22 protein-coding genes and 1 pseudogene are annotated in these 20454 nt (G+C 51.9%); 11 read left to right on the plus strand and 12 right to left on the minus strand.

The genetic code is table 11. The annotated features are described in order from the left end of the window. Positions 1-59: 59 nt before the first annotated feature. From J4617_RS02815 to J4617_RS02830, 4 genes and pseudogenes are all read right to left on the minus strand, one after another. Positions 60-1037 (minus strand): annotated as a pseudogene (locus tag J4617_RS02815) (CMD domain-containing protein); the annotation flags it as partial. 199 nt (positions 1038-1236) lie between these two features. Then, positions 1237-2025, minus strand: coding sequence for an enoyl-ACP reductase FabI (gene fabI / locus J4617_RS02820; protein ID WP_000506501.1), 789 nt, complete (start codon positions 2023-2025; stop codon positions 1237-1239). A 117-nt stretch (positions 2026-2142) separates the two neighbouring features. Further along, complete coding sequence (locus J4617_RS02825) at positions 2143-2442, minus strand: hypothetical protein (protein WP_031624766.1); 300 nt, start codon at positions 2440-2442, stop codon at positions 2143-2145. After that, positions 2417-2596, minus strand: coding sequence for a hypothetical protein (locus J4617_RS02830; protein ID WP_031624765.1), 180 nt, complete (start codon positions 2594-2596; stop codon positions 2417-2419). Before J4617_RS02830 ends, J4617_RS02825 begins: the two co-directional genes overlap by 26 nt. Before the next feature lie 34 nt (positions 2597-2630). Here J4617_RS02830 and steC point away from each other — a divergent pair, with 34 nt between their 5' ends. Both steC and J4617_RS02840 read left to right on the plus strand, forming a co-directional pair. Beyond that, a complete protein-coding gene (steC, locus tag J4617_RS02835) occupies positions 2631-4004 on the plus strand; it encodes an SPI-2 type III secretion system effector kinase SteC (protein WP_208290670.1) in 1374 nt (457 codons plus the stop codon). A gap of 465 nt (positions 4005-4469) precedes the next feature. After that, positions 4470-5177, plus strand: coding sequence for an EAL domain-containing protein (locus tag J4617_RS02840; protein WP_001268403.1), 708 nt, complete (start codon positions 4470-4472; stop codon positions 5175-5177). Positions 5178-5192: 15 nt separating this feature from the next. On the opposite strand, the gene sapF is transcribed toward J4617_RS02840, so the two are convergent. From sapF to pspF, 6 genes are all read right to left on the minus strand, one after another. Further along, positions 5193-5999, minus strand: a complete 807-nt coding sequence (sapF, locus tag J4617_RS02845) for a peptide ABC transporter ATP-binding protein SapF (RefSeq protein WP_000230462.1) — start codon at positions 5997-5999, stop codon at positions 5193-5195. A gap of 1 nt (position 6000) precedes the next feature. Then, positions 6001-6993 carry a peptide ABC transporter ATP-binding protein SapD gene (gene sapD, locus J4617_RS02850; protein ID WP_001128869.1) on the minus strand — a complete coding sequence of 331 codons (993 nt, stop codon included), beginning with the start codon at positions 6991-6993 and terminating at the stop codon, positions 6001-6003. Next, the gene (gene sapC / locus J4617_RS02855) at positions 6993-7883 is read right to left on the minus strand and encodes a peptide ABC transporter permease SapC (protein WP_001146150.1); all 891 of its coding nucleotides are present in this window, start codon (positions 7881-7883) and stop codon (positions 6993-6995) included. The genes sapD and sapC overlap by 1 nt, the downstream gene beginning before the upstream one ends. Continuing rightward, the gene (gene sapB / locus J4617_RS02860; RefSeq protein ID WP_000583298.1) at positions 7870-8835 is read right to left on the minus strand and encodes a peptide ABC transporter permease SapB; all 966 of its coding nucleotides are present in this window, start codon (positions 8833-8835) and stop codon (positions 7870-7872) included. The genes sapC and sapB overlap by 14 nt, the downstream gene beginning before the upstream one ends. Next, the gene (sapA, locus tag J4617_RS02865) at positions 8832-10481 is read right to left on the minus strand and encodes a peptide ABC transporter substrate-binding protein SapA (protein ID WP_001241622.1); all 1650 of its coding nucleotides are present in this window, start codon (positions 10479-10481) and stop codon (positions 8832-8834) included. Before sapA ends, sapB begins: the two co-directional genes overlap by 4 nt. Positions 10482-10592: 111 nt before the next feature. Beyond that, positions 10593-11573, minus strand: a complete 981-nt coding sequence (gene pspF, locus J4617_RS02870; RefSeq protein WP_023198592.1) for a phage shock protein operon transcriptional activator — start codon at positions 11571-11573, stop codon at positions 10593-10595. Between the two features lie 170 nt (positions 11574-11743). Here pspF and pspA point away from each other — a divergent pair, with 170 nt between their 5' ends. The 8 genes from pspA (at position 11744) to tyrR (ending at position 17979) form a co-directional block, all read left to right on the plus strand. Next, positions 11744-12412, plus strand: a complete 669-nt coding sequence (gene pspA / locus J4617_RS02875; RefSeq protein ID WP_000510996.1) for a phage shock protein PspA — start codon at positions 11744-11746, stop codon at positions 12410-12412. 59 nt (positions 12413-12471) lie between these two features. Further along, positions 12472-12696: an envelope stress response membrane protein PspB gene (gene pspB, locus J4617_RS02880; protein WP_001274953.1), complete on the plus strand. Its 225-nt coding sequence runs from the start codon at positions 12472-12474 to the stop codon at positions 12694-12696. Further along, on the plus strand, positions 12696-13055 hold the full coding sequence (gene pspC / locus J4617_RS02885) for an envelope stress response membrane protein PspC (protein ID WP_000508938.1): 360 nt from the start codon (positions 12696-12698) through the stop codon (positions 13053-13055). Before pspB ends, pspC begins: the two co-directional genes overlap by 1 nt. Before the next feature lie 22 nt (positions 13056-13077). Then, positions 13078-13296, plus strand: a complete 219-nt coding sequence (pspD, locus tag J4617_RS02890) for a phage shock protein PspD (protein ID WP_001097607.1) — start codon at positions 13078-13080, stop codon at positions 13294-13296. A gap of 75 nt (positions 13297-13371) precedes the next feature. Continuing rightward, entirely contained in the window at positions 13372-13686 is a 315-nt protein-coding gene (gene pspE / locus J4617_RS02895; protein WP_000913430.1) for a thiosulfate sulfurtransferase PspE, read from the plus strand. 148 nt (positions 13687-13834) lie between these two features. After that, on the plus strand, positions 13835-15232 hold the full coding sequence (locus J4617_RS02900) for a YcjX family protein (RefSeq protein ID WP_000825858.1): 1398 nt from the start codon (positions 13835-13837) through the stop codon (positions 15230-15232). After that, positions 15229-16290 (plus strand): TIGR01620 family protein, encoded by a 1062-nt coding sequence (locus tag J4617_RS02905; RefSeq protein ID WP_001294479.1) that lies wholly within the window; start codon positions 15229-15231, stop codon positions 16288-16290. The genes J4617_RS02900 and J4617_RS02905 overlap by 4 nt, the downstream gene beginning before the upstream one ends. 147 nt (positions 16291-16437) lie before the next feature. Beyond that, the gene (gene tyrR, locus J4617_RS02910; protein WP_001235493.1) at positions 16438-17979 is read left to right on the plus strand and encodes a transcriptional regulator TyrR; all 1542 of its coding nucleotides are present in this window, start codon (positions 16438-16440) and stop codon (positions 17977-17979) included. Positions 17980-18068: 89 nt separating this feature from the next. Here the strand turns inward: tyrR and tpx are convergent, their stop codons facing one another. Next, a complete protein-coding gene (gene tpx / locus J4617_RS02915; protein ID WP_000084401.1) occupies positions 18069-18575 on the minus strand; it encodes a thiol peroxidase in 507 nt (168 codons plus the stop codon). A 115-nt stretch (positions 18576-18690) separates the two neighbouring features. On the opposite strand from tpx, the gene ycjG reads away from it, so the two are divergent. After that, positions 18691-19656 carry an L-Ala-D/L-Glu epimerase gene (gene ycjG / locus J4617_RS02920; RefSeq protein ID WP_001258067.1) on the plus strand — a complete coding sequence of 322 codons (966 nt, stop codon included), beginning with the start codon at positions 18691-18693 and terminating at the stop codon, positions 19654-19656. Here the strand turns inward: ycjG and mpaA are convergent. Beyond that, entirely contained in the window at positions 19631-20359 is a 729-nt protein-coding gene (mpaA, locus tag J4617_RS02925) for a murein tripeptide amidase MpaA (RefSeq protein ID WP_000219108.1), read from the minus strand. The genes ycjG and mpaA overlap by 26 nt on opposite strands. Between the last annotated feature and the right edge of the window lie 95 nt (positions 20360-20454).

Below are 20454 nucleotides of genomic sequence, written 5' to 3' on the forward strand. Positions count from 1 at the left end.
CTGGTGAGTAGCGGGAAAAAATGCGCGGCGCTAAAGCGATCGGGCGCTCTGGTGAGCCATTGTATCGCCTGTGTCAGCGCAGGCTCAAGTTCCCAACGAGCGATGTCATCGTCTTCCTGGCGTAACGTGATAACAGCGCGGCGCCACGCGCCAGGTTGGGTTGCCTGTTCGTTAAAGCAGGCGGCGCTGCCGTTGATACGTGATGTGAGGAGCGTGATAAGTGGAAGTAAAGAAGGGAGCGACGCAGTGTGTAATGTGCTGGTCAGTATGCGTTCGAGTAACGCGAATGAAGACGGATCGCGCATGAGTACCGGCGCCATTATTTGGCATTGTGAAGACGAATATTGCCGCCGAACTTTGGTATGGGCGGGAGAATATTCTACCAGACTGGCGGCGGGCCGCCATGTTGTCTGGGGGTTTTGAAACCGCGCGGCCCTGGCAAAGCGCTGCATCTCCTGGCCGGGCAGCTCGCGCACGGGCAGACGGCAAAACGCCTGAAATATCGCCGCTACTCGCGCCTGAAAACCGATAAACCCAATGATCTGATTGATGAGTACGGTATCCCGGGCGGTTAATCCCACCTCTGCAAGCTGTTCGCGGGCTCGCGTATTGATAACGGAGGGGGAGCCGGCAAGCTGACGAGCGTATTGCGTAATTTGCGCCAGCCGTTGATTGCTCTCTCTTGAGGCATCAGGGCCAGGTAGCGGCGCCAGACGCGCGGCATAATAGCGGCACAAACGCTGAACCCCAAATACCTGAGCGGCGGTCAGCGCGGTGCTCATACGTTCATAGGTGCTAAACGTATGAAGCCGGTCGTTGAGAACCGTGCGGGGAAATAAGACATCCGCCAACTGGCGAGCGGGCTTTAACCATGACTCAAAAGGCGTCAACGCGGTTTCTGCTACCGTTAAATCCAGTAAAAAACGATCGTTAACATACGCGGCTTCCGGCATCAGCGAAAGCGGGGTTTGTGACGACATAGTGGATTGTGTTTCATGATACCAGTGGCTTTTACCCGCTTTTCGGCATTGTTCCATAGGGTTTCCCGAGGATGAAATGGCGATCGATAATGATTCGGCGTCGGATCGTTTATGCTGGATTATCCTGGCGTATGCGGGAAAGGGATGAAAGATTGTTAGGTGATAACAAATATCAGAACGCTATATAACGAGATGAGCGGTGAGTGAGGGGAATGGGGCAGCACAGCCGTGCTGCCCGCTAATAAACTTAATGCGCTTACTTCAGTTCCAGTTCATTCATTGCCGCAATGCTGAACCCGCCGTCAACATGGACGACTTCGCCAGAAATGCCTGCCGAGAGATCGGAACACAGAAACGCCGCTGAGTTACCCACATCTTCAATGGTCACGGTGCGACGAATTGGCGTAACGGCTTCACAATGCGCCAGCATTTTACGGAAGTCTTTAATACCGGACGCCGCCAGCGTGCGGATTGGACCCGCAGAGATGGCGTTGACGCGAACGCCTTCCGGCCCCATTGCATTTGCCATATAACGCACGTTGGCTTCCAGAGAGGCTTTCGCCAGACCCATGACATTGTAGTTCGGGATGGCGCGCTCCGCTCCCAGATAAGACAAGGTCAACAGCGCAGAACCCGGATTCAGCATGGTGCGGCAGGCTTTCGCCATGGCAACAAAGCTGTAAGAGCTAATATCGTGAGCGATTTTAAAGCCTTCGCGGGTAACCGCATTAACATAATCGCCGTCCAGCTGATCGCCAGGCGCGAAACCGATCGAGTGTACAAAACCGTCAAATTTCGGCCAAACGTTACCCAGCTCTGCAAACATAGCGTCAATGCTGGCATCTTCAGCGACATCACACGGTAAAACGATGCTGGAACCCAGCTGGGCAGCAAATTCTTCTACACGGCCTTTCAGTTTGTCGTTCTGGTAGGTGAACGCCAGTTCAGCTCCTTCGCGGTGCATCGCCTGTGCGATACCGTAGGCGATGGACAGTTTACTGGCCACGCCAGTGACCAGAATGCGCTTACCGGAAAGAAAACCCATAGCTTTAATCCTTATAGTCATTGCTTATTTTTTGCTTTTACGAACAATGGTTAACAGCAACTTTTCAACATTATTCGAAATTAGTCTGAAATTATATCCCACTCCTGGCCCCGTGTGTCACGCTATTTTTCCGCCGCTATCTCCGGCAGGTGACGTTCTAAAACCACACGGTAACGAAGCCCCTGAGGATTTTGAGCACTCCCCAGGGCCAAACTGGCAAATCAAAGAGTCTAATGGGACAGGCCCTACGGTGCAGTATACCAGCTGGTGTAAGGTTCGCCTCATCCAACCAGAGACACCGGGACGGATAGCAAGTACGATAGCGATGCGCTTTCCACCAGACAAATAAAGGTTCTGTAGGAAGCCTGAATATTCATCCAAATGGTTTACCTCACCTATTAGCGATGTTATGGACATGTAATTTTAACCAGCAAATGCTTAACAAAAATAATTTCTTTTTTAGGTGCTGAAGGTTTTCTCTATTTATTGATGCAGAGTAATACTGAATATGAAAAATTTTGGAAATCAGGTGATTACAGTAGTTACAACTCAGGTTTTTATATGTTTGCATGTATATTATAATAAATTTTCAGAGGATGAGACATATGCCGTTTACATTTCAGATCGGAAATCATAGTTGCCAGATATCAGAAAGACATTTAAGAGATATCATTGATCATAAAAGAGAGCATGTTTTTTCAACGTATGAGAAATTCATAGATTTTTTCAGGAATATATTTACCAGTCGAAGTTTAATTTCTGATTATAGAGAAATCTATAATCTACTGTGCCAAAAAAAAGAGCATCCCGATATTAAAGGGCCTTTCTCTCCAGGACCATTTTCGAAGCGAGATGAAGACTGTACACGATGGCGCCCCCTTCTTGGATATATTAAACTTATTGATGCCTCCAGGCCTGAAACAATAGATAAATACACTGTAGAGGTATTAGTACATCAAGAAAATATGTTACTACTACAGATGTTTTACGATGGAGTATTAGTGACCGAGACGGAGTGTTCTGAACGTTGCGTCGATTTTTTAAAAGAAACGATGTTTAATTATAATAACGGGGAAATTACGCTTGCCGCTTTGGGTAATGATAATCTACCGCCGAGCGAGGCAGGTAGTAATGGAATCTATGAGGCTTTTGAGCAACGTTTGATAGACTTCCTGACCACGCCCGCCACGGCGTCTGGTTATGAGAGCGGCGCTATTGATCAGACGGATGCATCACAACCAGCGGCAATAGAGGCGTTTATTAACTCGCCGGAGTTTCAGAAAAATATTCGCATGCGTGATATTGAAAAAAATAAAATAGGTAGCGGAAGTTATGGGACAGTCTATCGGTTACATGATGACTTTGTTGTTAAGATTCCAGTTAATGAGCGGGGAATAAAAGTGGATGTTAACTCTCAGGAACATCGTAATTGTCATCCTGAGCGTGTCAGTAAGTATTTGAATATGGCCAATGGCGACAAGAATTTTTCTCGTTCGGCCATCATGAATATTAATGGTAAAGACGTTACGGTTTTAGTTTCAAAATATATTCAAGGTCAGGAGTTCGATGTTGAAGATGAAGATAACTATCGAATGGCGGAGGAGCTTCTTAAATCCCGGGGGGTTTTTATGCATGATATAAATATCTTAGGTAATATTCTGATTAAAGAAGGGGTTCTTTTCTTTGTGGATGGCGATCAAATGGTGCTGTCACAAGAATCCCGGCAACAGCGAAGCGTTTCTCTTGCAACAAGGCAACTGGAAGAGCAAATTAAGGCCCATCACATGATAAAATTAAAGCGGGCCGAGACCGAAGGAGATACTGAAGATATTGAATATTATAAGTCACTTATTGCGGATCTTGATGCGTTAATCGGAGAGGAAGAACAGACACCTGCGCCAGGAAGACGTTTTAAACTAGCCGCGCCTGAGGAAGGGACTCTTGTGGCTAAGGTATTAAAGAATGAATTAAAAAAATAGCATTTAGTTCCGTTCTTTTCTGCGAATCGCCGGGGCTCATTCGCTACAGATTTGCCGATCAATTATTGAGAGTTGCTATTCGCTTAAAGGTCGTTCGGGGGATCTGGACAGCCTGTAGCGGAGATGCAACTCGCCATTAGGGTTGGCGATGCCGCGCTGCCATAGTGGGTGAAATGCCACGCGATGGTGCAACACCATTAACTCGCCTTGATTTTTCCCCTCTGCCTGACAAGAAAAACCTGGCTTTACGGATGGTCTAATGCCGTCATATTAGCGTTGTTCGGCATAGTATGTAAATTTTCTTATAGCAATAGAAGAACATTCTCAAAACATAAAATTAGCAAGTTATCATGAAGTTAACATATATTGTTTTTTTCGATCATTTTTTATATATTGATCGTTTTTATTGATTGATTTGCGTTAAAAGCGCATTATCAGGGAGTTAAGATCAAGTGGAGTGGTCACATGCGCTATTTTTTTATGGCAGAGCCGATAAGGGCAATGGAGGGGGATTTACTGGGTGTCGAAATCACTACCCATTTTGCATCGTCGCCCGCTCGTCCGCTACACCCTGAGTTTGTTATCTCGTCATGGGACAATTCGCAGAAGCGCCGTTTTCTGCTTGATCTGTTGCGGACAATCGCGGCTAAACATGGCTGGTTTCTACGCCACGGCCTATTCTGTATCGTAAATATTGATCGGGGTATGGCGCAGCTTGTCCTTCAGGATAAAGATATTCGCGCATTACTACACGCCATGCTATTTGTGGAGCTGCAGGTCGCTGAACATTTTTCATGTCAAGATAACGCCTTAATCGATCCTTTAATACACGCGCTTCATAAGCAACCTAATCCATTATGGCTGGGCGACCTGGGCGTAGGGAATGCAACTGCTGCGCCATTAGTTTGCGGGTGTTTTAGCGGCGTAAAACTTGATCGCAGCTTTTTTGTCTCACAAATTGAAAAAATGACGTTTCCGCTGCTTGTCAAACATATCCGGCGTTATTGTGACAAGATCGTGGTGGGGGGCCAGGAAAACACACGCTATTTGCCGGTGTTAAAAACGGCAGGCATTTGGGCAACCCAGGGCACGTTATTTCCTTCCGTTGCGTTAGAAGAGGTTGAAACATTGCTGTTGGGCAGTCGCATGAACACCCTCAGAGAATCGAACTGAGGGTATTTGTTTCGCTTAGCGATCCTTTCGCCATGCGTCAGCGGTCAGCGCCTCGCCAAAATGGCCTGCGATTAAACGGCGGGTAAGCTCATGTAGCGGAGAGGCGAGCACATCGGCGGTGCTGCCGCGTTCAACCACTTCCCCCTGATGCATCACTAATACCTGATCGCTAATATGCTTCATCATGCCGATATGCTGCGTGACATAGATATAGGAGATGCCTTGCTTTTCCTGCAATTCAAGCATCAGATTGATGAGCTGCGAGCGCATGGACATATCAAGCGAAGCCAGCGCTTCGTCCGCGATAATGACTTTAGGGCGTAAAATCAGCGCGCGGGCCAGGCCCAGACGCTGTTTCTGCCCCGGCGCCAGCATATGCGGGTAGTAGCTTACGTGATCGGGCAATAGCCCCACCATACGCATCGTCTCGACAATCTGTTTGCGCCGCTGTTCCGGCTCCAGATCGGTATTAAGGCGCAGGGGGAAGTCAAGGATCTGCGAAATACGTTGACGTGGATTCAGTGACGTTGAGGGGTCCTGAAAAATCATTCGAATACGTTGGCTTCGAAACGAATAGTCGCCGTAATGCAGGGGATGATCGTCAATAAGAAGCTCGCCGCTGGTGGGTTCAATCATGCCGGCCAGCATCTTCGCCAGCGTGGATTTGCCGGAACCGTTTTCGCCGATAATGGCCAGGGTCTGACGCTCACGAAGCGTAAAGCTTAATGGTTTCACGGCGTCGACGGTCTGGCGACGAAACCATCCTGTCCGGTAGCGAAAGGTTTTACTCAGGTTGCGCACTTCAAGCAGAGTTTCCACCATATCACTCTCTCTCCATATTCAGCGGAAAATGACAGGCATAGAGATGATTTTTCGCGCCGGTTAAGCGTGGCGTGATAATGCATTCTCGTTGCGCGTAAGGGCAGCGTGGCCCCAGACGACAACCTATCGGTAACTGCTCCAGTAGCGGGATCGCGCCTGGCAGCGTATTCAGACGGCTTTTATGCGGCATCGCGCTGCCAAAATCCGGAATCGCGCGGATAAGCGCCTGCGTATAAGGATGATGTGGCGTCGTCACCAGATCTTTACTTGGCGCGGTTTCTACCGTCTGGCCGCAGTATAAAACGTTGATTTTATCAGCCCACTGACTCAGCATTTGCAGGTCGTGGCTAATCAACAGAATGGTGGTATTACTGTTTTGATTCAGTCGCGTCAACAGGCGAAAAATTTGCGCCTGCGTCGTCGGTTCCATTGAGTTGGTGGGTTCATCAGCGATCAGGAGTCGCGGTTGATTCGCCAGCGCGATAGCGATCATAACTTTCTGACACTCGCCATCGGTCAGTTCATAGGGAAAACTGCGCATCGCGTCTTTATGATCTTTAATTCCCACCCGGTGCAGTAATTCAATTGCACGCCGTTTACGCCAGCCTAAACGCTGCCACCAGCGGCCTTTATAGGTCCAGGCGGGAATATTTTGCATTAACTGGCGGCCGACGCGTTCGGAAGGATCAAGGCACGACTGCGGCTCCTGGAAGATCATCGACACATTATGTCCGACCAGCTTACGCCGTTCACGTGAGGAGAGGCGCAGCAGATCGATATCATCAAAACGCATACGGTCGGCAGTGACTCGCCAGTTGTCTTTCGCGACGCCGCAAATAGCTTTAGCAATCAAGCTCTTTCCGGAACCCGATTCACCTACCAGGCCGCGAATTTCACCTTCGCTTAATGTCATACTGACGCGATCGACCGCTTTTACCCAACCTTCGCTGGTTTTAAATTCAATGGTGAGATTGCGGATATCCAGTAACGGCATTATTCCACCCCCGCAATAATCGCACGACGAATCCCATCTCCGAGCAGGTTTACCAGTAAAACACTGAGCGTTATCGCCGCGCCGGGTAGCATAACGGTCCACGGCGCGACATAGATTAGCTCCAGCGCATCCCCCAACATGGCGCCCCATTCAGGAGAGGGAAGCTGCGCGCCGAGATCTAAAAATCCCAGCGCGGCGATGTCCAGAATCGCCATCGACAGCGCCCGGGTAATTTCGGTGACCAGACCGGCGGTAATATTCGGTAAAATGGCGAACCACAGAATATTCAGCGTTGTCGCGCCATCCAGACGGGCGGCAATGACGTACTCTTTTTCCAGTTCATCATGCACCATGCTATAGACGGAACGTACCATTCGCGGCAACAGGGCCAGCCAGACGGCAAACATCGCGTGTGACAGATGTGGGCCGGCAAATGCCACAACGATAATCGCCAGCAAGAGCGAAGGGATGGAAAGCAGCGTGTCCAGAATATGGTTCAGTACGGCAGAGCGTAAACCGTGGGTCGCGCCTGCCACTACGCCGAGGACTAATCCACATAGCGTAGCCGCCAGCGTTACGATAAACGCGCCGCCGACCGTGGGCGCCGCGCCGCTTAACAGGCGGCTCAGCACATCGCGCCCCAGATCGTCAGTCCCCAGAAAAAAGGAGACTTCGCCATAGCGTGACCAGGAGGGTGGCAGTAGCTGATAGCCCAGAAATTGCTGATCGATACCATAGGGCGCGATCCAGCCGCCAAAAATACACAGCAACGCCAGACCGGCGCATCCATACAGACCCACCATCGCAGGCGCGTCGCTATAAAATTTACGCCAGGCAGTGCGCAGGGTGCCTGGCGGGCGCTTTTCGCTGTATACGCTATCGTAAGGCATACCATTCCTTATGTTTCAGAGGGTTAGCCATAGCACCCAAAATATCGGAAATCACATTGACCACAATAACCAGCGACCCAATGACCATCACGCCAGCGGAAATAGCGGCATAGTCCTGCTGACGAATGGCGTGAATTAACCATCGTCCCAGCCCTGGCCAGCTGAAAACCATTTCGGTAATCATCGCCAGCGTTAACATGGTTGAAAACTGCAGACCAAGACGGGGAATGACCGGCGGCAGCGCATTATGCAACACGTGACGGCGTAAAATCGTAAAGCGCGACAAGCCGCGCGTGGCCGCCGCTTTAACGTAGTTCTGATCGTAGACCTCAATAGTGCTGATTCGCATCAGGCGGATCACTTCTGTGGTCGGCGCGACGGAAAGCGTGAGCACCGGTAAAACCATATGCCGTATGGCGCTCATCACCATTTCATCACGCCACGGCGAATCTGAAATCCAGGCGTCAATGATGGCGAAACCGGTAACCGGTTTAACTTCATAAAGCAGGTCAAATCGCCCGGATACCGGCAGCCACCCCAGCGTGAGCGAAAAGAACAGTGTGAGCAGAAGCGCCAGCCAGAAAACCGGAATTGAGAAACCTAATAGTGCCAGCGCGCTGATAAAACGATCCGGCCATTTGCTACGCGTCACGCCCGCCAGCATCCCGACCGGGATGCCGACCATCAGCGCAAAACCAAAGGCGAGAATGCACAGCTCCATCGTGGCGGGAAACACCTCTTTAAGCTGTTCGGAGATCAGCTGGCCGTTAATGCTGGACACGCCAAAGTCCCAGTGCAGCAGACCGTTGAACCAGAAAACCCAGGCATTCCATAATGATGCGCCTTGTAGCGGCGCGTGCGGCGTAAAATAGCTCAGGCTAAAGCCGATAAAGGTCAGGAAGAAGAGCGTCACCAGCAACAGCAATAACCGACGCAGGGTGAAGATAATCATGGTTTTTTCACCTCTTCGTGTTTTTCGCGGGAGACGCCGGCAAAAGACGCATTGCCGAACGGGCTTAACACCAGCCCTTTAATATCGTAGCGGTAAGCCTGCAGGCGTAGTGATGATGCCAGCGGCAGTATCGGCAGCTCTTTCTCCAGGATATTCTGCGCTTCCTCATACGCTTCTATGCGCGAAGCCAACTGCTGCGACGACAGTGCCTTACGCAGCACGCTGTCAAATTCAGGGTTACACCAGTGGGCGAAATTGGTTTGCGAATTGATGGCCGCACAGCTTAACAGCGGTCTGAAAAAGCTATCCGGATCGTTGCTGTCCGTGGCCCAGCCGGATAAGGTCAGATCGTGATTCATATCCATCAGGCGCGCCTCCTGAAAACGACCTTCAACCGGCACAATGACCACTTTTACGCCAACCTGCGCCATATCCGCCTGAATAAGCTCCGCCGTTTTTAGCGGACTTGGGTTCCAGGCCTGAGAACTGGTCGGCACCCAGAGATGCAGCGTAAGATTCTCAATGCCCAGCGCTTTTAGCTGTTCGCGCGATTTTTGCGGATTGTACTCCGTAATTTTGGCATCGTTATCGTAAGCCCATGAGGCTCTCGGTAAAATGGAGGCTGCGGTTTCCGCCGTGCCGTAATAAATCGACTGCATCAGGCGCTGGTTGTTGATCGATAAGGCCAGCGCATGGCGCACTGCGGGATTATTCAACGGCGGCTTATCGGTGTTAAAGGCCAGATAGGCGATATTCATCCCCGGGCGCAACGTCAGGCGCAAACGCGGATCGTCGCGTAAAATAGTTAGCTGGCTGGCGGCGGGCCAGGCCAGAACATCGCATTCACCGGTCAGTAATTTCGATAAACGCCCGGTACCGCCGGAGCCTAAATCTACCACCACTTGCGGCATCAGCGGTTTGCCGCGCCAAAACCCATCGTGGCGCTGGAGACGAATAAACTGCCCGGCACGGTACTCCGAAAGCTGGAAAGGCCCGGTGCCGACCGGTTGGCGGTCTAGCAGTTCCTGACGATCTTTTCGGCTAAGCTGCGCGGCGTACTCAGCGGACATGACGGAAGCGTAGTGTGTAGCCAGATGCCATAAAAAGGAGGCGTCTGGCTGCGTCAGGCGAAACTCAACGGTGTTATTGTCCAGCTTACGCACGCTTTTTACATTGTCGGCGAACTGTAGGCTATCAAAGTAGGGGAAGCTACTGCCGTTGATGTTATGCCACGGATGTCGACGATCGAAAATCCGCTGAAAGGTAAAGACGACATCATCAGCATTGAGTTTTCGGGTCGGCGTAAACCAGGCGGTTTTTTGAAAGGAAACGTCGCGGCGCAGGTGAAAACGGTACGTTGCCCCGTTATCCAGCACTTCCCAGCTTTCTGCCAGCTCTGGGACTAAACGATAAGTATAGGGATCGACATCCAACAGGCGGTCATATAACTGGGCGGCCAGGGTATCGACGATGAGGCCGCTGCTCGCTTTTTGCGGATTAAAGGTGTTGACCTGCCCGCTGACACAATACACAAAGCCGCTATCGCGAATATCTGCACTCGCAGTTTGTTCGGGCGCAGCCGCAGCCGTAGCCTGACTACTCAGTAGACCCGCTATCACGATCAGAGACGATAAAACCAGGCGCATAATAGTTAAGTTTTTGAAGTTCAATTTGCAAAGTGTATCGCACTTCGGCCCGCCACGTAAAAATGTCGGTGGATAACTGGCGTAAATGTCGTCAATTAGCCGGAGAAATAGCTAAAGCTGATGCTTTTTAAGCAAGGCGCGAAACTGGTGGTAGGTGAGCGCCAGCAAATCGGCGGCTCGTTTCTGGTTAAATTTCGCCTGCTGTAAGCTACGTTGCAGCAGCGCTTTTTCCTGTTGCAGTTGAAACTCCCGCAAGTTGAGCGGCAGGTCAGGCGTGGCGGATGCCGCTGGCAGGGCGGGCGTGGGCGGTTCGGCGGGATGGCGTTGAAAAGGATCGATAACAATTTCATCCAAAGGATGTTCACTGCTGCCGTGGCGATACACTGAACGTTCGACTACGTTTTTCAGCTCGCGGACATTACCCGGCCAGGCGTAATGCAACAACGTTTCTTTTGCCCGATCGGTAAAACCGGGAAATAAGGGCAGACGTAGCTCACGACACATCTGAATAGCAAAATGCTCGGCCATCAGCATGATATCGCTCTGGCGTTCGCGCAGCGGCGGCAGTTGTACAACATCAAAAGCCAGCCTGTCGAGCAGATCGGCACGAAATGTCCCTTCCTTCACCATGGCGGGTAAATCGGCATTAGTGGCGCATACTAATCGCACATTAACCTGTAACGGCTGGCTGCCGCCGACGCGCTCTAGCTCGCCATATTCAATCACCCGCAGCAGCTTTTCCTGTACCAGCATCGGCGCTGTCGCCAGTTCATCCAAAAACAGCGTGCCGCCATCGGCGCGTTCAAAGCGACCGGGATGGCGTTTTTGCGCCCCGGTAAAAGCACCCGCTTCATGACCAAACAGTTCGGAGTCCAGCAGATTTTCGTTAAGCGCCGCGCAGTTAAGCGAGATAAGCGGCCCCTGCCAGCGTGAAGAGAGATAATGCAGTCGATTGGCGATAAGTTCTTTACCCGTCCCGCGTTCGCCAATAATCAGCACTGGCTTATCCAGCGGCGCGAGCCGGGAGACTTGTTCCAGTACTTCAAGAAAACGGTTTGCCTCGCCGAGCAGGTTATCTTTAAATTCAGCCATGATGAAAATCGCCACTTGTTAGTGTTTTTCACCACTTTATCCTTTTTTGCTGGCGAGGTAAAACGAAACAATTTCTTTATTATCAGTGGTATGAAAAGTTGGCACGCAAATTGTATTAATCATGTAGCAGGGCATCGCCCGTTATCAGAACATTATGTGAGGATTGAATTATGGGTATTTTTTCTCGTTTTGCCGACATCGTGAACGCCAATATCAATGCGTTGTTGGAAAAAGCGGAGGATCCGCAGAAGCTGGTGCGCCTGATGATTCAGGAGATGGAAGATACGCTGGTGGAGGTTCGCTCGAACTCCGCGCGTGCTTTAGCGGAAAAGAAACAGTTATCCCGTCGTATTGAACAGGCTACGGCTCAGCAGATCGAGTGGCAGGAAAAAGCGGAACTGGCTCTGCGCAAAGATAAAGACGATCTGGCGCGCGCCGCATTGATTGAAAAACAAAAGCTGACCGATTTAATTGCTACGCTTGAACAGGAAGTCACGCTGGTGGATGACACGCTGGCGCGCATGAAGAAAGAGATTGGCGAGCTGGAAAACAAACTCAGCGAAACACGCGCTCGCCAGCAGGCGCTGATGCTGCGTCATCAGGCGGCGAGTTCTTCCCGCGATGTCCGTCGTCAGCTTGACAGCGGCAAACTGGATGAAGCCATGGCGCGGTTTGAATCCTTTGAACGTCGTATCGATCAAATGGAAGCGGAAGCGGAAAGCCATCGTTTTGGTAAGCAGCAATCGCTGGACCAACAGTTTGCCAACCTGAAAGCCGATGATGAAATCAGCGAGCAGCTGGCGCAGTTGAAAGCCAAAATGAAGCAAGATAATCAATAATGACAATGGCGGCGCCGATACGCGCCGTCGCTCATCAGCTTTAGGTGTAAGGAGAACGCATGAGCGCGCTATTTCTGGCCATCCCGTTAACCATTTTTGTGTTGTTTGTGTTACCGATTTGGCTGTGGCTGCATTACAGCAACCGCGCCGGTCGGGGAGAACTGTCGCAAAGCGAGCAGCAACGCTTACTGCAACTCACAGACGATGCGCAACGTATGCGCGAGCGCATTCAGGCGCTGGAAGACATTCTTGATGCAGAGCATCCGAACTGGAGAGAGCGCTAATGGGTGGAATCAATCTGAATAAAAAACTATGGCGTATGCCGCAAAAGGGCATGGTGCGTGGCGTTTGCGCCGGGATCGCCGACTACCTTGATGTACCGGTAAAACTGGTGCGTATTCTGGTCGTGCTGTCGATTTTCTTTGGGCTGGCGTTTTTTACCGTAGTGGCCTATATCGTCCTGTCTTTTGTACTGGACCCTATGCCGGATAATCTGGCCGCAGGGAAACCGCAGCCGACCAGCGGCGAACTGCTGGATACCGTAGACAGAGAGCTTGCCGCAGGCGAAAAGCGTTTGCGAGAAATGGAACGCTACGTCACGTCAGATACGTTCACACTGCGTAGTCGTTTCCGTCAACTTTAAGTGATATATCGGGAAGGTGAAGATGAATACTCGCTGGCAACGCGCCGGGCAGAAGGTGAAGCCCGGCTTCAAAATAGCAGGTAAGCTGGTTCTGTTGACCGCGTTACGCTACGGGCCTGCCGGCGTGGCGGGATGGGCGGTAAAATCCGTCGCCCGTCGTCCGCTAAAAATGTTGCTGGCGTTTGCGCTGGAGCCAGTACTTCGTAAGGCGGCGAATAAAATTTCGCAGCGTTACAAATAGCGAGTCTGGTCATAATATTTCGTTAAGCTCTGGCGTATAGTGTGTGCGAAATACATTACGTGTCAGGACGGAAGTATGTTGAAAAAAGGAATATTTGCGTTAGCGTTATTCATAGCCATGCCGCTTTATGCCGCAGAATACTGGATAGATGTCCGCATTCCGGAACAATATCAGCGAGAGCATATTCAGGGCGCGATTAATATCCCATTGCAGGAGATTAAATCTCATATCGAAACGGTAGTTCCAGACAGGAACGATACGGTAAAGTTATATTGCAACTCCGGACGACAGTCGGGCATGGCAAAACAAATGTTGCTTGATATGGGGTATACGCACGCGATGAATATGGGCGGCATCAGTCGTCTTGATATGCCGAAAGTAAAAAAATAGATAATCTATTGCTCAATACTCATACTAACCGCGGCGCTTAATGCGCCGTTGTTGATCTCTCCGGGTAGTTGATAATAACGTTTTTGCACATATCTATAACGCAGGCTCGTTATTATTTTTTCTTCTCTTCAGGCTCAACAGGATGTCAATGAAGCGACTTAAAACTGAACTCAACGCGCTGGTCAATCGTGGGGTAGACAGGCATTTGCGTCTTGCCGTAACCGGGTTGAGCCGCAGCGGTAAAACAGCGTTTATCACGGCGATGGTTAACCAGTTGCTTAATGTCCACGCGGGCGCGCGCTTACCGTTGCTCAGCGCGGTACGCGAAGAACGCCTGCTTGGCGTAAAGCGCGTGCCTCAACGTGATTTTGGTATTCCCCGTTTTACCTACGATGAGGGGATACTTCAGCTTTATGGCAATCCTCCCGCATGGCCCACACCGACGCGCGGTGTCAGTGAGATTCGGCTGGCGTTGCGCTATCGCTCAAACGACTCGCTGCTGCGCCATTTTAAAGATACCTCGACATTGTATCTGGAGATTGTGGACTATCCAGGGGAATGGTTACTCGATCTGCCCATGCTGGCTCAGGATTATTTAAGCTGGTCCCGTCAGATGAACGGCTTGTTACAAGGACAACGCGCTGAGTGGGCCGCAAAATGGCGGCAACTTTGCGATGGACTCGATCCGCTGGCGCCCGCCGATGAAAATCGGCTGGCGGAGATTGCCGCCGCCTGGACGGATTATTTGCATCAGTGTAAATCGCAGGGATTGCATTTTATTCAACCTGGACGGTTTGTTTTGCCGGGCGATATGGCGGGTGCGCCAGCGTTGCAGTTTTTCCCGTGGCCGGATGTGGACGCCTTCGGCGAGTCAAAACTGGCGCAGGCGGATAAGCAGACCAACGCTGGAATGCTGCGCGAACGCTTTAACTACTATTGCGAAAAAGTGGTCAAAGGGTTCTACAAAAATCATTTTCTACGCTTTGATCGCCAGATTGTGCTGGTCGACTGTCTGCAACCGCTTAATAGCGGGCCGCAGGCGTTTAATGATATGCGTCTCGCCTTAACGCAGTTGATGCAAAGTTTTCACTATGGCCAGCGAACTCTGTTTCGTCGTTTGTTTTCGCCGGTGATTGATAAATTGCTGTTCGCTGCGACGAAAGCCGACCATGTCACCCTCGACCAACATGCCAATATGGTGGCCTTGCTCCAGCAGCTTATTCAGGATGCCTGGCAAAATGCCGCGTTTGAAGGCATTAGTATGGATTGCCTGGGGCTGGCGTCGGTACAGGCGACCACCAGCGGTGTGATTGAGGTCAACGGCGAAAAAATCCCGGCTTTACGTGGAAACCGTTTGAGTGACGGCGCGCCGTTAACCGTGTACCCCGGCGAAGTGCCTTCGCGTTTGCCGGGGCAAGCGTTTTGGGATAAGCAGGGTTTTCAGTTCGAAGCCTTTCGTCCGCAGGTGATGGATGTTGATAAACCGTTACCGCATATTCGTCTGGACGCTGCGCTGGAGTTTTTAATAGGAGATAAGCTGCGATGAGCGAACCGTTAAAACCGCGTATTGATTTTGCAGAACCGCTAAAGGAGGAGTCTACGTCGGCCTTCAAAGCGCAGCAAACTTTCAGCGAAGCGGAGTCGCGTACATTTGCGCCTGCGGCTATCGATGAGCCCCCGGAAGACGAAGGCGCGGCAGAAGCGGCGGTCGATGCCGCGCTGCGCCCCAAACGCAGCCTGTGGCGTAAAATGGTGATGGGAGGGCTGGCGCTGTTTGGCGTGAGCGTGGTCGGGCAAGGCGTACAGTGGACAATGAATGCCTGGCAAACTCAGGACTGGGTCGCTTTAGGCGGCTGTGCCGCAGGCGCGCTGATCGTTGGCGCTGGCGTGGGATCGGTGGTCACGGAGTGGCGGCGATTATGGCGCTTGCGCCAGCGGGCGCATGAGCGCGATGAGGCGCGTGAACTGTTACATAGCCATAGCGTCGGGAAAGGTCGCGCATTTTGCGAAAAACTGGCGCAGCAGGCGGGGATTGATCAATCACATCCGGCATTACAACGTTGGTATGCCGCTATTCACGAAACGCAAAACGACAGGGAAATCGTCGGCTTGTATGCGCATCTGGTACAGCCGGTACTTGACGCGCAGGCGCGACGTGAGATTAGCCGTTTCGCCGCGGAATCGACTCTGATGATCGCCGTCAGTCCGTTAGCGTTGGTGGATATGGCGTTTATTGCCTGGCGTAATTTACGCCTGATTAACCGTATCGCAACGCTGTATGGCATTGAACTTGGTTATTACAGCCGCCTTCGTCTGTTCCGTCTGGTGTTGCTGAATATCGCGTTTGCGGGAGCCAGTGAGCTGGTGCGTGAAGTCGGTATGGACTGGATGTCTCAGGATCTGGCCGCACGCTTGTCCACGCGTGCGGCGCAGGGGATTGGCGCAGGTCTCCTTACCGCTCGACTGGGAATAAAAGCGATGGAGCTATGTCGACCATTGCCGTGGATCGATAACGATAAACCACGTCTCGGTGATTTTCGTCGTCAGCTTATCGGTCAGCTAAAAGAGACGCTGCAAAAGAGTAAGTCGTCGCCTGAGAAATGACCTTCCACAGGGCGCTGATTGCCTGGCTTTACGCCGCAGCGCCCGTTTTTCCGTCATGCTGTCAATATTTGTTGACAGAATCCTTCCTGCCAGCCGAATAGTGTCTTATCATCTATTTAATGGTTCATTATTCAGGTGAAGGTTCCCATGCGTCTGGAAGTCTTTTGTGAAGACCGACTTGGTCTGACCCGCGAATTACTTGATTTACTGGTGTTACGTAGCATTGATTTACGCGGAATCGAGATTGATCCCATTGGGCGAATTTATCTTAATTTTGCTGAGCTGGAATTCACCGACTTCAGCAGCCTGATGGCCGAAATCCGCCGTATTTCCGGCGTAACGGATGTCCGTACCGTTCCCTGGATGCCGTCCGAACGTGAACATCTGGCCCTGAGCGCGCTGCTTGAGGCGTTGCCGGAGCCGGTGCTCTCATTGGATATGAAGAGTAAAGTGGAGATGGCGAACCCGGCGAGTTGTCAGCTTTTTGCCCAGAGCCAGGAGCGAATGCGGCACCATACCGCCGCACAATTAATCAACGGCTTCAATTTTCAGCGCTGGCTGGACGGTAACCCGCAAAGCTCCCATAACGAACATGTCGTAATCAACGGGCAAAACTTCCTGATGGAGATTACGCCGGTACATTTACAAAACGAAAATGACGAATACGTGTTGACCGGGGCGGTCGTGATGTTGCGTTCCACGATTCGTATGGGGCAGCAGCTACAGAATTTGTCCACGCAGGATCTGAGCGCGTTTAGTCAGATTATTGCCGTGAGCGCAAAGATGAAGCACGTCGTTGAGCAGGCGCGCAAACTGGCGATGCTCAGCGCGCCGCTGCTGATTACCGGCGATACGGGAACCGGCAAAGATCTTTTCGCCTATGCCTGTCACCAGGCAAGCCCTCGTTCAGCGAAGCCGTATCTGGCGCTCAACTGCGCTTCAATCCCGGAAGATGCGGTAGAAAGCGAACTATTTGGCCATGCGCCGGAAGGTAAAAAAGGCTTTTTTGAACAGGCGAATGGCGGTTCGGTGCTGCTGGATGAAATTGGCGAAATGTCGCCGCGTATGCAGGCGAAGCTGCTACGTTTTCTCAATGATGGTACGTTCCGTCGCGTCGGCGAAGATCACGAAATTCATGTTGATGTCCGCGTTATCTGCGCCACGCAGAAAAATCTGGTGGAGCTGGTGCAAAAAGGACTGTTCCGCGAAGATCTCTATTATCGACTTAACGTTCTGACGCTTAATTTGCCGCCGTTGCGCGATTGTCCGCAGGATATTATGCCGTTGACCGAACTGTTCGTGGCGCGTTTTGCCGACGAACAGGGCGTTCCGCGACCGAAACTGTCTGCCGATCTGAGTACGGTCCTCACTCGTTACGGCTGGCCGGGTAACGTTCGCCAGCTTAAAAATGCGATTTACCGGGCGCTGACGCAACTGGAAGGGTATGAGCTGCGTCCGCAGGATATCCTGCTGCCTGACTACGATGCCGCGACGGTGGCAGTCGGCGAGGATGCGATGGAAGGTTCGCTGGATGACATTACCAGTCGTTTCGAACGTTCTGTCCTTACTCAGCTTTATCGTAGCTATCCGAGTACGCGTAAACTGGCGAAACGGTTGGGGGTATCGCATACAGCGATTGCCAATAAGCTGCGTGAATATGGTCTGAGCCAGAAGAAGGGTGAAGAGTAGAAAAAAAGAAGGCCTCCGGATAGAGGCCTTCTTGTGACAAAAGAGCACCGCCTGTAGTACTGACAAACGTAGCGCCAGCAGGCGCTGGCTTATGCCTTCAGGACATTAAGCGCGGCGTCGTAATCCGGCTCGTGGGTGATTTCATCCACCAACTGGCTGAAAATAACGTTGTCGTTTTCGTCAAGCACGATGACTGCGCGCGCCGCCAAACCTTTCAGCGGGCCGTCAACGATTTCGACGCCGTAGTTTTTCAGAAACTCGTTATTACGCAGAGTGGAAAGCGTAATAACGTTGCTCAGGCCTTCCGCGCCGCAAAAACGCGACTGTGCAAAAGGCAGGTCAGCAGAAACGCACAATACGACGGTATTCTCCACTTCTGTGGCCAGTTGATTAAACTTACGAACTGATGCGGCGCATACGCCAGTATCAATGCTTGGGAAAATATTCAGCACTTTGCGTTTGCCTGCATATTGGCTGAGGGAAACGTCAGACAAATCTTTTGCGACAAGAGTAAAAGCCTGTGCTTTGCTACCAGCCTGCGGAATAACGTTGGCAACGGTGACCGGGTTACCCTGGAAATGTACAGTCTGTGACATAATTATGTTCCTATTTACTTATAGTTAACGTCGAAATCCAGTTTAAGTCATTATTCATTAACACGGCAAATACTATTTGTAGCAAGCCGCGTCCGGCGCTATCAGAGGGGAAGAGATGAGATCTGTTAAGGTATATGAGGAAACCTGGCCGTTACATACGCCTTTTGTTATTGCGCGTGGTAGCCGAAGCGAAGCGCATGTTGTCGTTGTCGAACTGGAAGAAGAGGGCGTAAAAGGCATCGGGGAATGTACGCCATATCCACGTTATGGTGAAAGTGATGCCTCGGTCATGGCGCAAATCATGAGTATTGTGCCTCAGTTGGAAAACGGGCTGACTCGCGAAGCATTGCAGAAACTGTTGCCGGCAGGCGCGGCGCGCAACGCGGTGGATAGCGCCTTATGGGATTTGCAGGCCCGCCAGCAGCAGCAAAGCCTTGCCGGGCTGCTCGGCGTGACGCTGGCCCCGGTTTTTACTACCGCGCAAACGGTAGTGATAGGCACGCCGGAACAGATGGCAGCCAGTGCGGCGGCACTATGGGAAAAAGGGGCGACGTTGCTGAAAATTAAACTCGATGCTCGTCTGATTAGCGAACGTATGGTGGCGATCCGCTCGGCGGTGCCGGAGGCGACGCTCATTGTGGACGCCAATGAATCGTGGCGTCCGGAGGGGCTGGCGGCGCGTTGCCAGTTACTGGCGGATCTGAATGTCGCGATGCTGGAGCAACCGCTGCCCGCGCAGGATGACGCCGCCCTGGAAAATTTTATTCATCCGTTGCCCATCTGTGCAGATGAGAGCTGCCATACTCGCAGTAGTCTGAAAGCCCTGACGGGGCGCTACGATATGATCAACATTAAGCTGGATAAAACCGGCGGTCTGACTGAGGCGCTGGCGCTGGCAACGGAGGCGCGGGAGCAAGGATTCGGCCTGATGCTGGGCTGTATGCTCTGTACATCAAGAGCGATTAGCGCCGCGCTGCCGCTTATGCCGCAGGTGAGCTTCGCCGATCTTGATGGCCCAACATGGCTGGCGGTTGATGTTGAGCCCGCGCTACGCTTTACGACGGGTCAACTCCATCTTTAGGATGCCAGCGAAGCAGATTCGACATCGCCAGCAAGTATTTTTCGCTGGCTTCATCGGCGGAAACAGGGGGAAACTCGGCGGTAATGCAGTGCAGGTTGAGGTCGGCGCACCAGCTGCCAAACGAACCGGGCGTTTCGTAACCTACGCTGGTCACCAGCGGCAACGCAAAAGCATCGGCCAGCCACTCGCCTAGCTCGCTGCGACGTGGATCTTCAATGCAGGCTAGCGGATCGTGAAAAGAGACGACCCAGGCGGGTTGGAGTCGATGAATTAACTGGCAAAGCGCCTGGGTTTCCGGTTCTGAGCCGGGATGGTCGCCGGTTAGCAGCACGACATCACGCTCTTGCGCGCGGCTATTCCAGCGATAAACTGTCTCACCCGCTTTCCAGTTGGCGGCGGGAAAGTTACGGTTTAGATCAATGCCATTCGCATTTGCCCTTAACCCCAGTTGACAGCCATCAGGATTAACGGCAAGTACGACATGATGACGGCGAAGGGTTGGATTTAAGGTGCGTAACGCACAGGAGAGCGTCACCACGGATGAGGTTTCATCCCCGTGGGTGCCAGCCAGTATCAGACCGCTTTCGCGATTGGCGGCAGGCGCCGGAAACCAGATTAGCGGCGCGCCTAGTAGCGAACGTCCATAATGTTCAGTGCCTGGCGGAAATGCGCCGCGCTCGGCACGGGGGCGGGTGACAGTCATACGCGTTTCCCGAAGCTGAGACCAGTAGGGTAATCATCGTAGTGTTGTGTAAAACCCGCCGATTATCAAATGGTTTCTATTTACCCTCTTGTATG

The sequence above is a fragment of the Salmonella sp. 32010601201800023SM genome, assembly GCF_017572235.1.
Taxonomy (GTDB): domain Bacteria; phylum Pseudomonadota; class Gammaproteobacteria; order Enterobacterales; family Enterobacteriaceae; genus Salmonella; species Salmonella enterica.

Bases quoted from the DNA above. Each gene is read 5' to 3' on its own strand.
- pspC (WP_000508938.1), top strand. From the start codon at position 12,696: ATGGGTGGAATCAATCTGAATAAAAAACTATGGCGTATGCCGCAAAAG.
- pspD (WP_001097607.1), top strand. From the start codon at position 13,078: ATGAATACTCGCTGGCAACGCGCCGGGCAGAAGGTGAAGCCCGGCTTC.
- tyrR (WP_001235493.1), top strand. From the start codon at position 16,438: ATGCGTCTGGAAGTCTTTTGTGAAGACCGACTTGGTCTGACCCGCGAA.
- J4617_RS02900 (WP_000825858.1), top strand. From the start codon at position 13,835: ATGAAGCGACTTAAAACTGAACTCAACGCGCTGGTCAATCGTGGGGTA.
- J4617_RS02905 (WP_001294479.1), top strand. From the start codon at position 15,229: ATGAGCGAACCGTTAAAACCGCGTATTGATTTTGCAGAACCGCTAAAG.
- pspA (WP_000510996.1), top strand. From the start codon at position 11,744: ATGGGTATTTTTTCTCGTTTTGCCGACATCGTGAACGCCAATATCAAT.
- pspF (WP_023198592.1), bottom strand. From the start codon at position 11,573: ATGGCTGAATTTAAAGATAACCTGCTCGGCGAGGCAAACCGTTTTCTT.
- ycjG (WP_001258067.1), top strand. From the start codon at position 18,691: ATGAGATCTGTTAAGGTATATGAGGAAACCTGGCCGTTACATACGCCT.
- sapD (WP_001128869.1), bottom strand. From the start codon at position 6,993: ATGCCGTTACTGGATATCCGCAATCTCACCATTGAATTTAAAACCAGC.
- J4617_RS02840 (WP_001268403.1), top strand. From the start codon at position 4,470: ATGCGCTATTTTTTTATGGCAGAGCCGATAAGGGCAATGGAGGGGGAT.
- sapA (WP_001241622.1), bottom strand. From the start codon at position 10,481: ATGCGCCTGGTTTTATCGTCTCTGATCGTGATAGCGGGTCTACTGAGT.
- J4617_RS02830 (WP_031624765.1), bottom strand. From the start codon at position 2,596: ATGCAAACATATAAAAACCTGAGTTGTAACTACTGTAATCACCTGATT.
- sapB (WP_000583298.1), bottom strand. From the start codon at position 8,835: ATGATTATCTTCACCCTGCGTCGGTTATTGCTGTTGCTGGTGACGCTC.
- pspB (WP_001274953.1), top strand. From the start codon at position 12,472: ATGAGCGCGCTATTTCTGGCCATCCCGTTAACCATTTTTGTGTTGTTT.
- sapC (WP_001146150.1), bottom strand. From the start codon at position 7,883: ATGCCTTACGATAGCGTATACAGCGAAAAGCGCCCGCCAGGCACCCTG.
- sapF (WP_000230462.1), bottom strand. From the start codon at position 5,999: ATGGTGGAAACTCTGCTTGAAGTGCGCAACCTGAGTAAAACCTTTCGC.
- pspE (WP_000913430.1), top strand. From the start codon at position 13,372: ATGTTGAAAAAAGGAATATTTGCGTTAGCGTTATTCATAGCCATGCCG.
- tpx (WP_000084401.1), bottom strand. From the start codon at position 18,575: ATGTCACAGACTGTACATTTCCAGGGTAACCCGGTCACCGTTGCCAAC.
- J4617_RS02825 (WP_031624766.1), bottom strand. From the start codon at position 2,442: ATGTCCATAACATCGCTAATAGGTGAGGTAAACCATTTGGATGAATAT.
- fabI (WP_000506501.1), bottom strand. From the start codon at position 2,025: ATGGGTTTTCTTTCCGGTAAGCGCATTCTGGTCACTGGCGTGGCCAGT.
- steC (WP_208290670.1), top strand. From the start codon at position 2,631: ATGCCGTTTACATTTCAGATCGGAAATCATAGTTGCCAGATATCAGAA.
- mpaA (WP_000219108.1), bottom strand. From the start codon at position 20,359: ATGACTGTCACCCGCCCCCGTGCCGAGCGCGGCGCATTTCCGCCAGGC.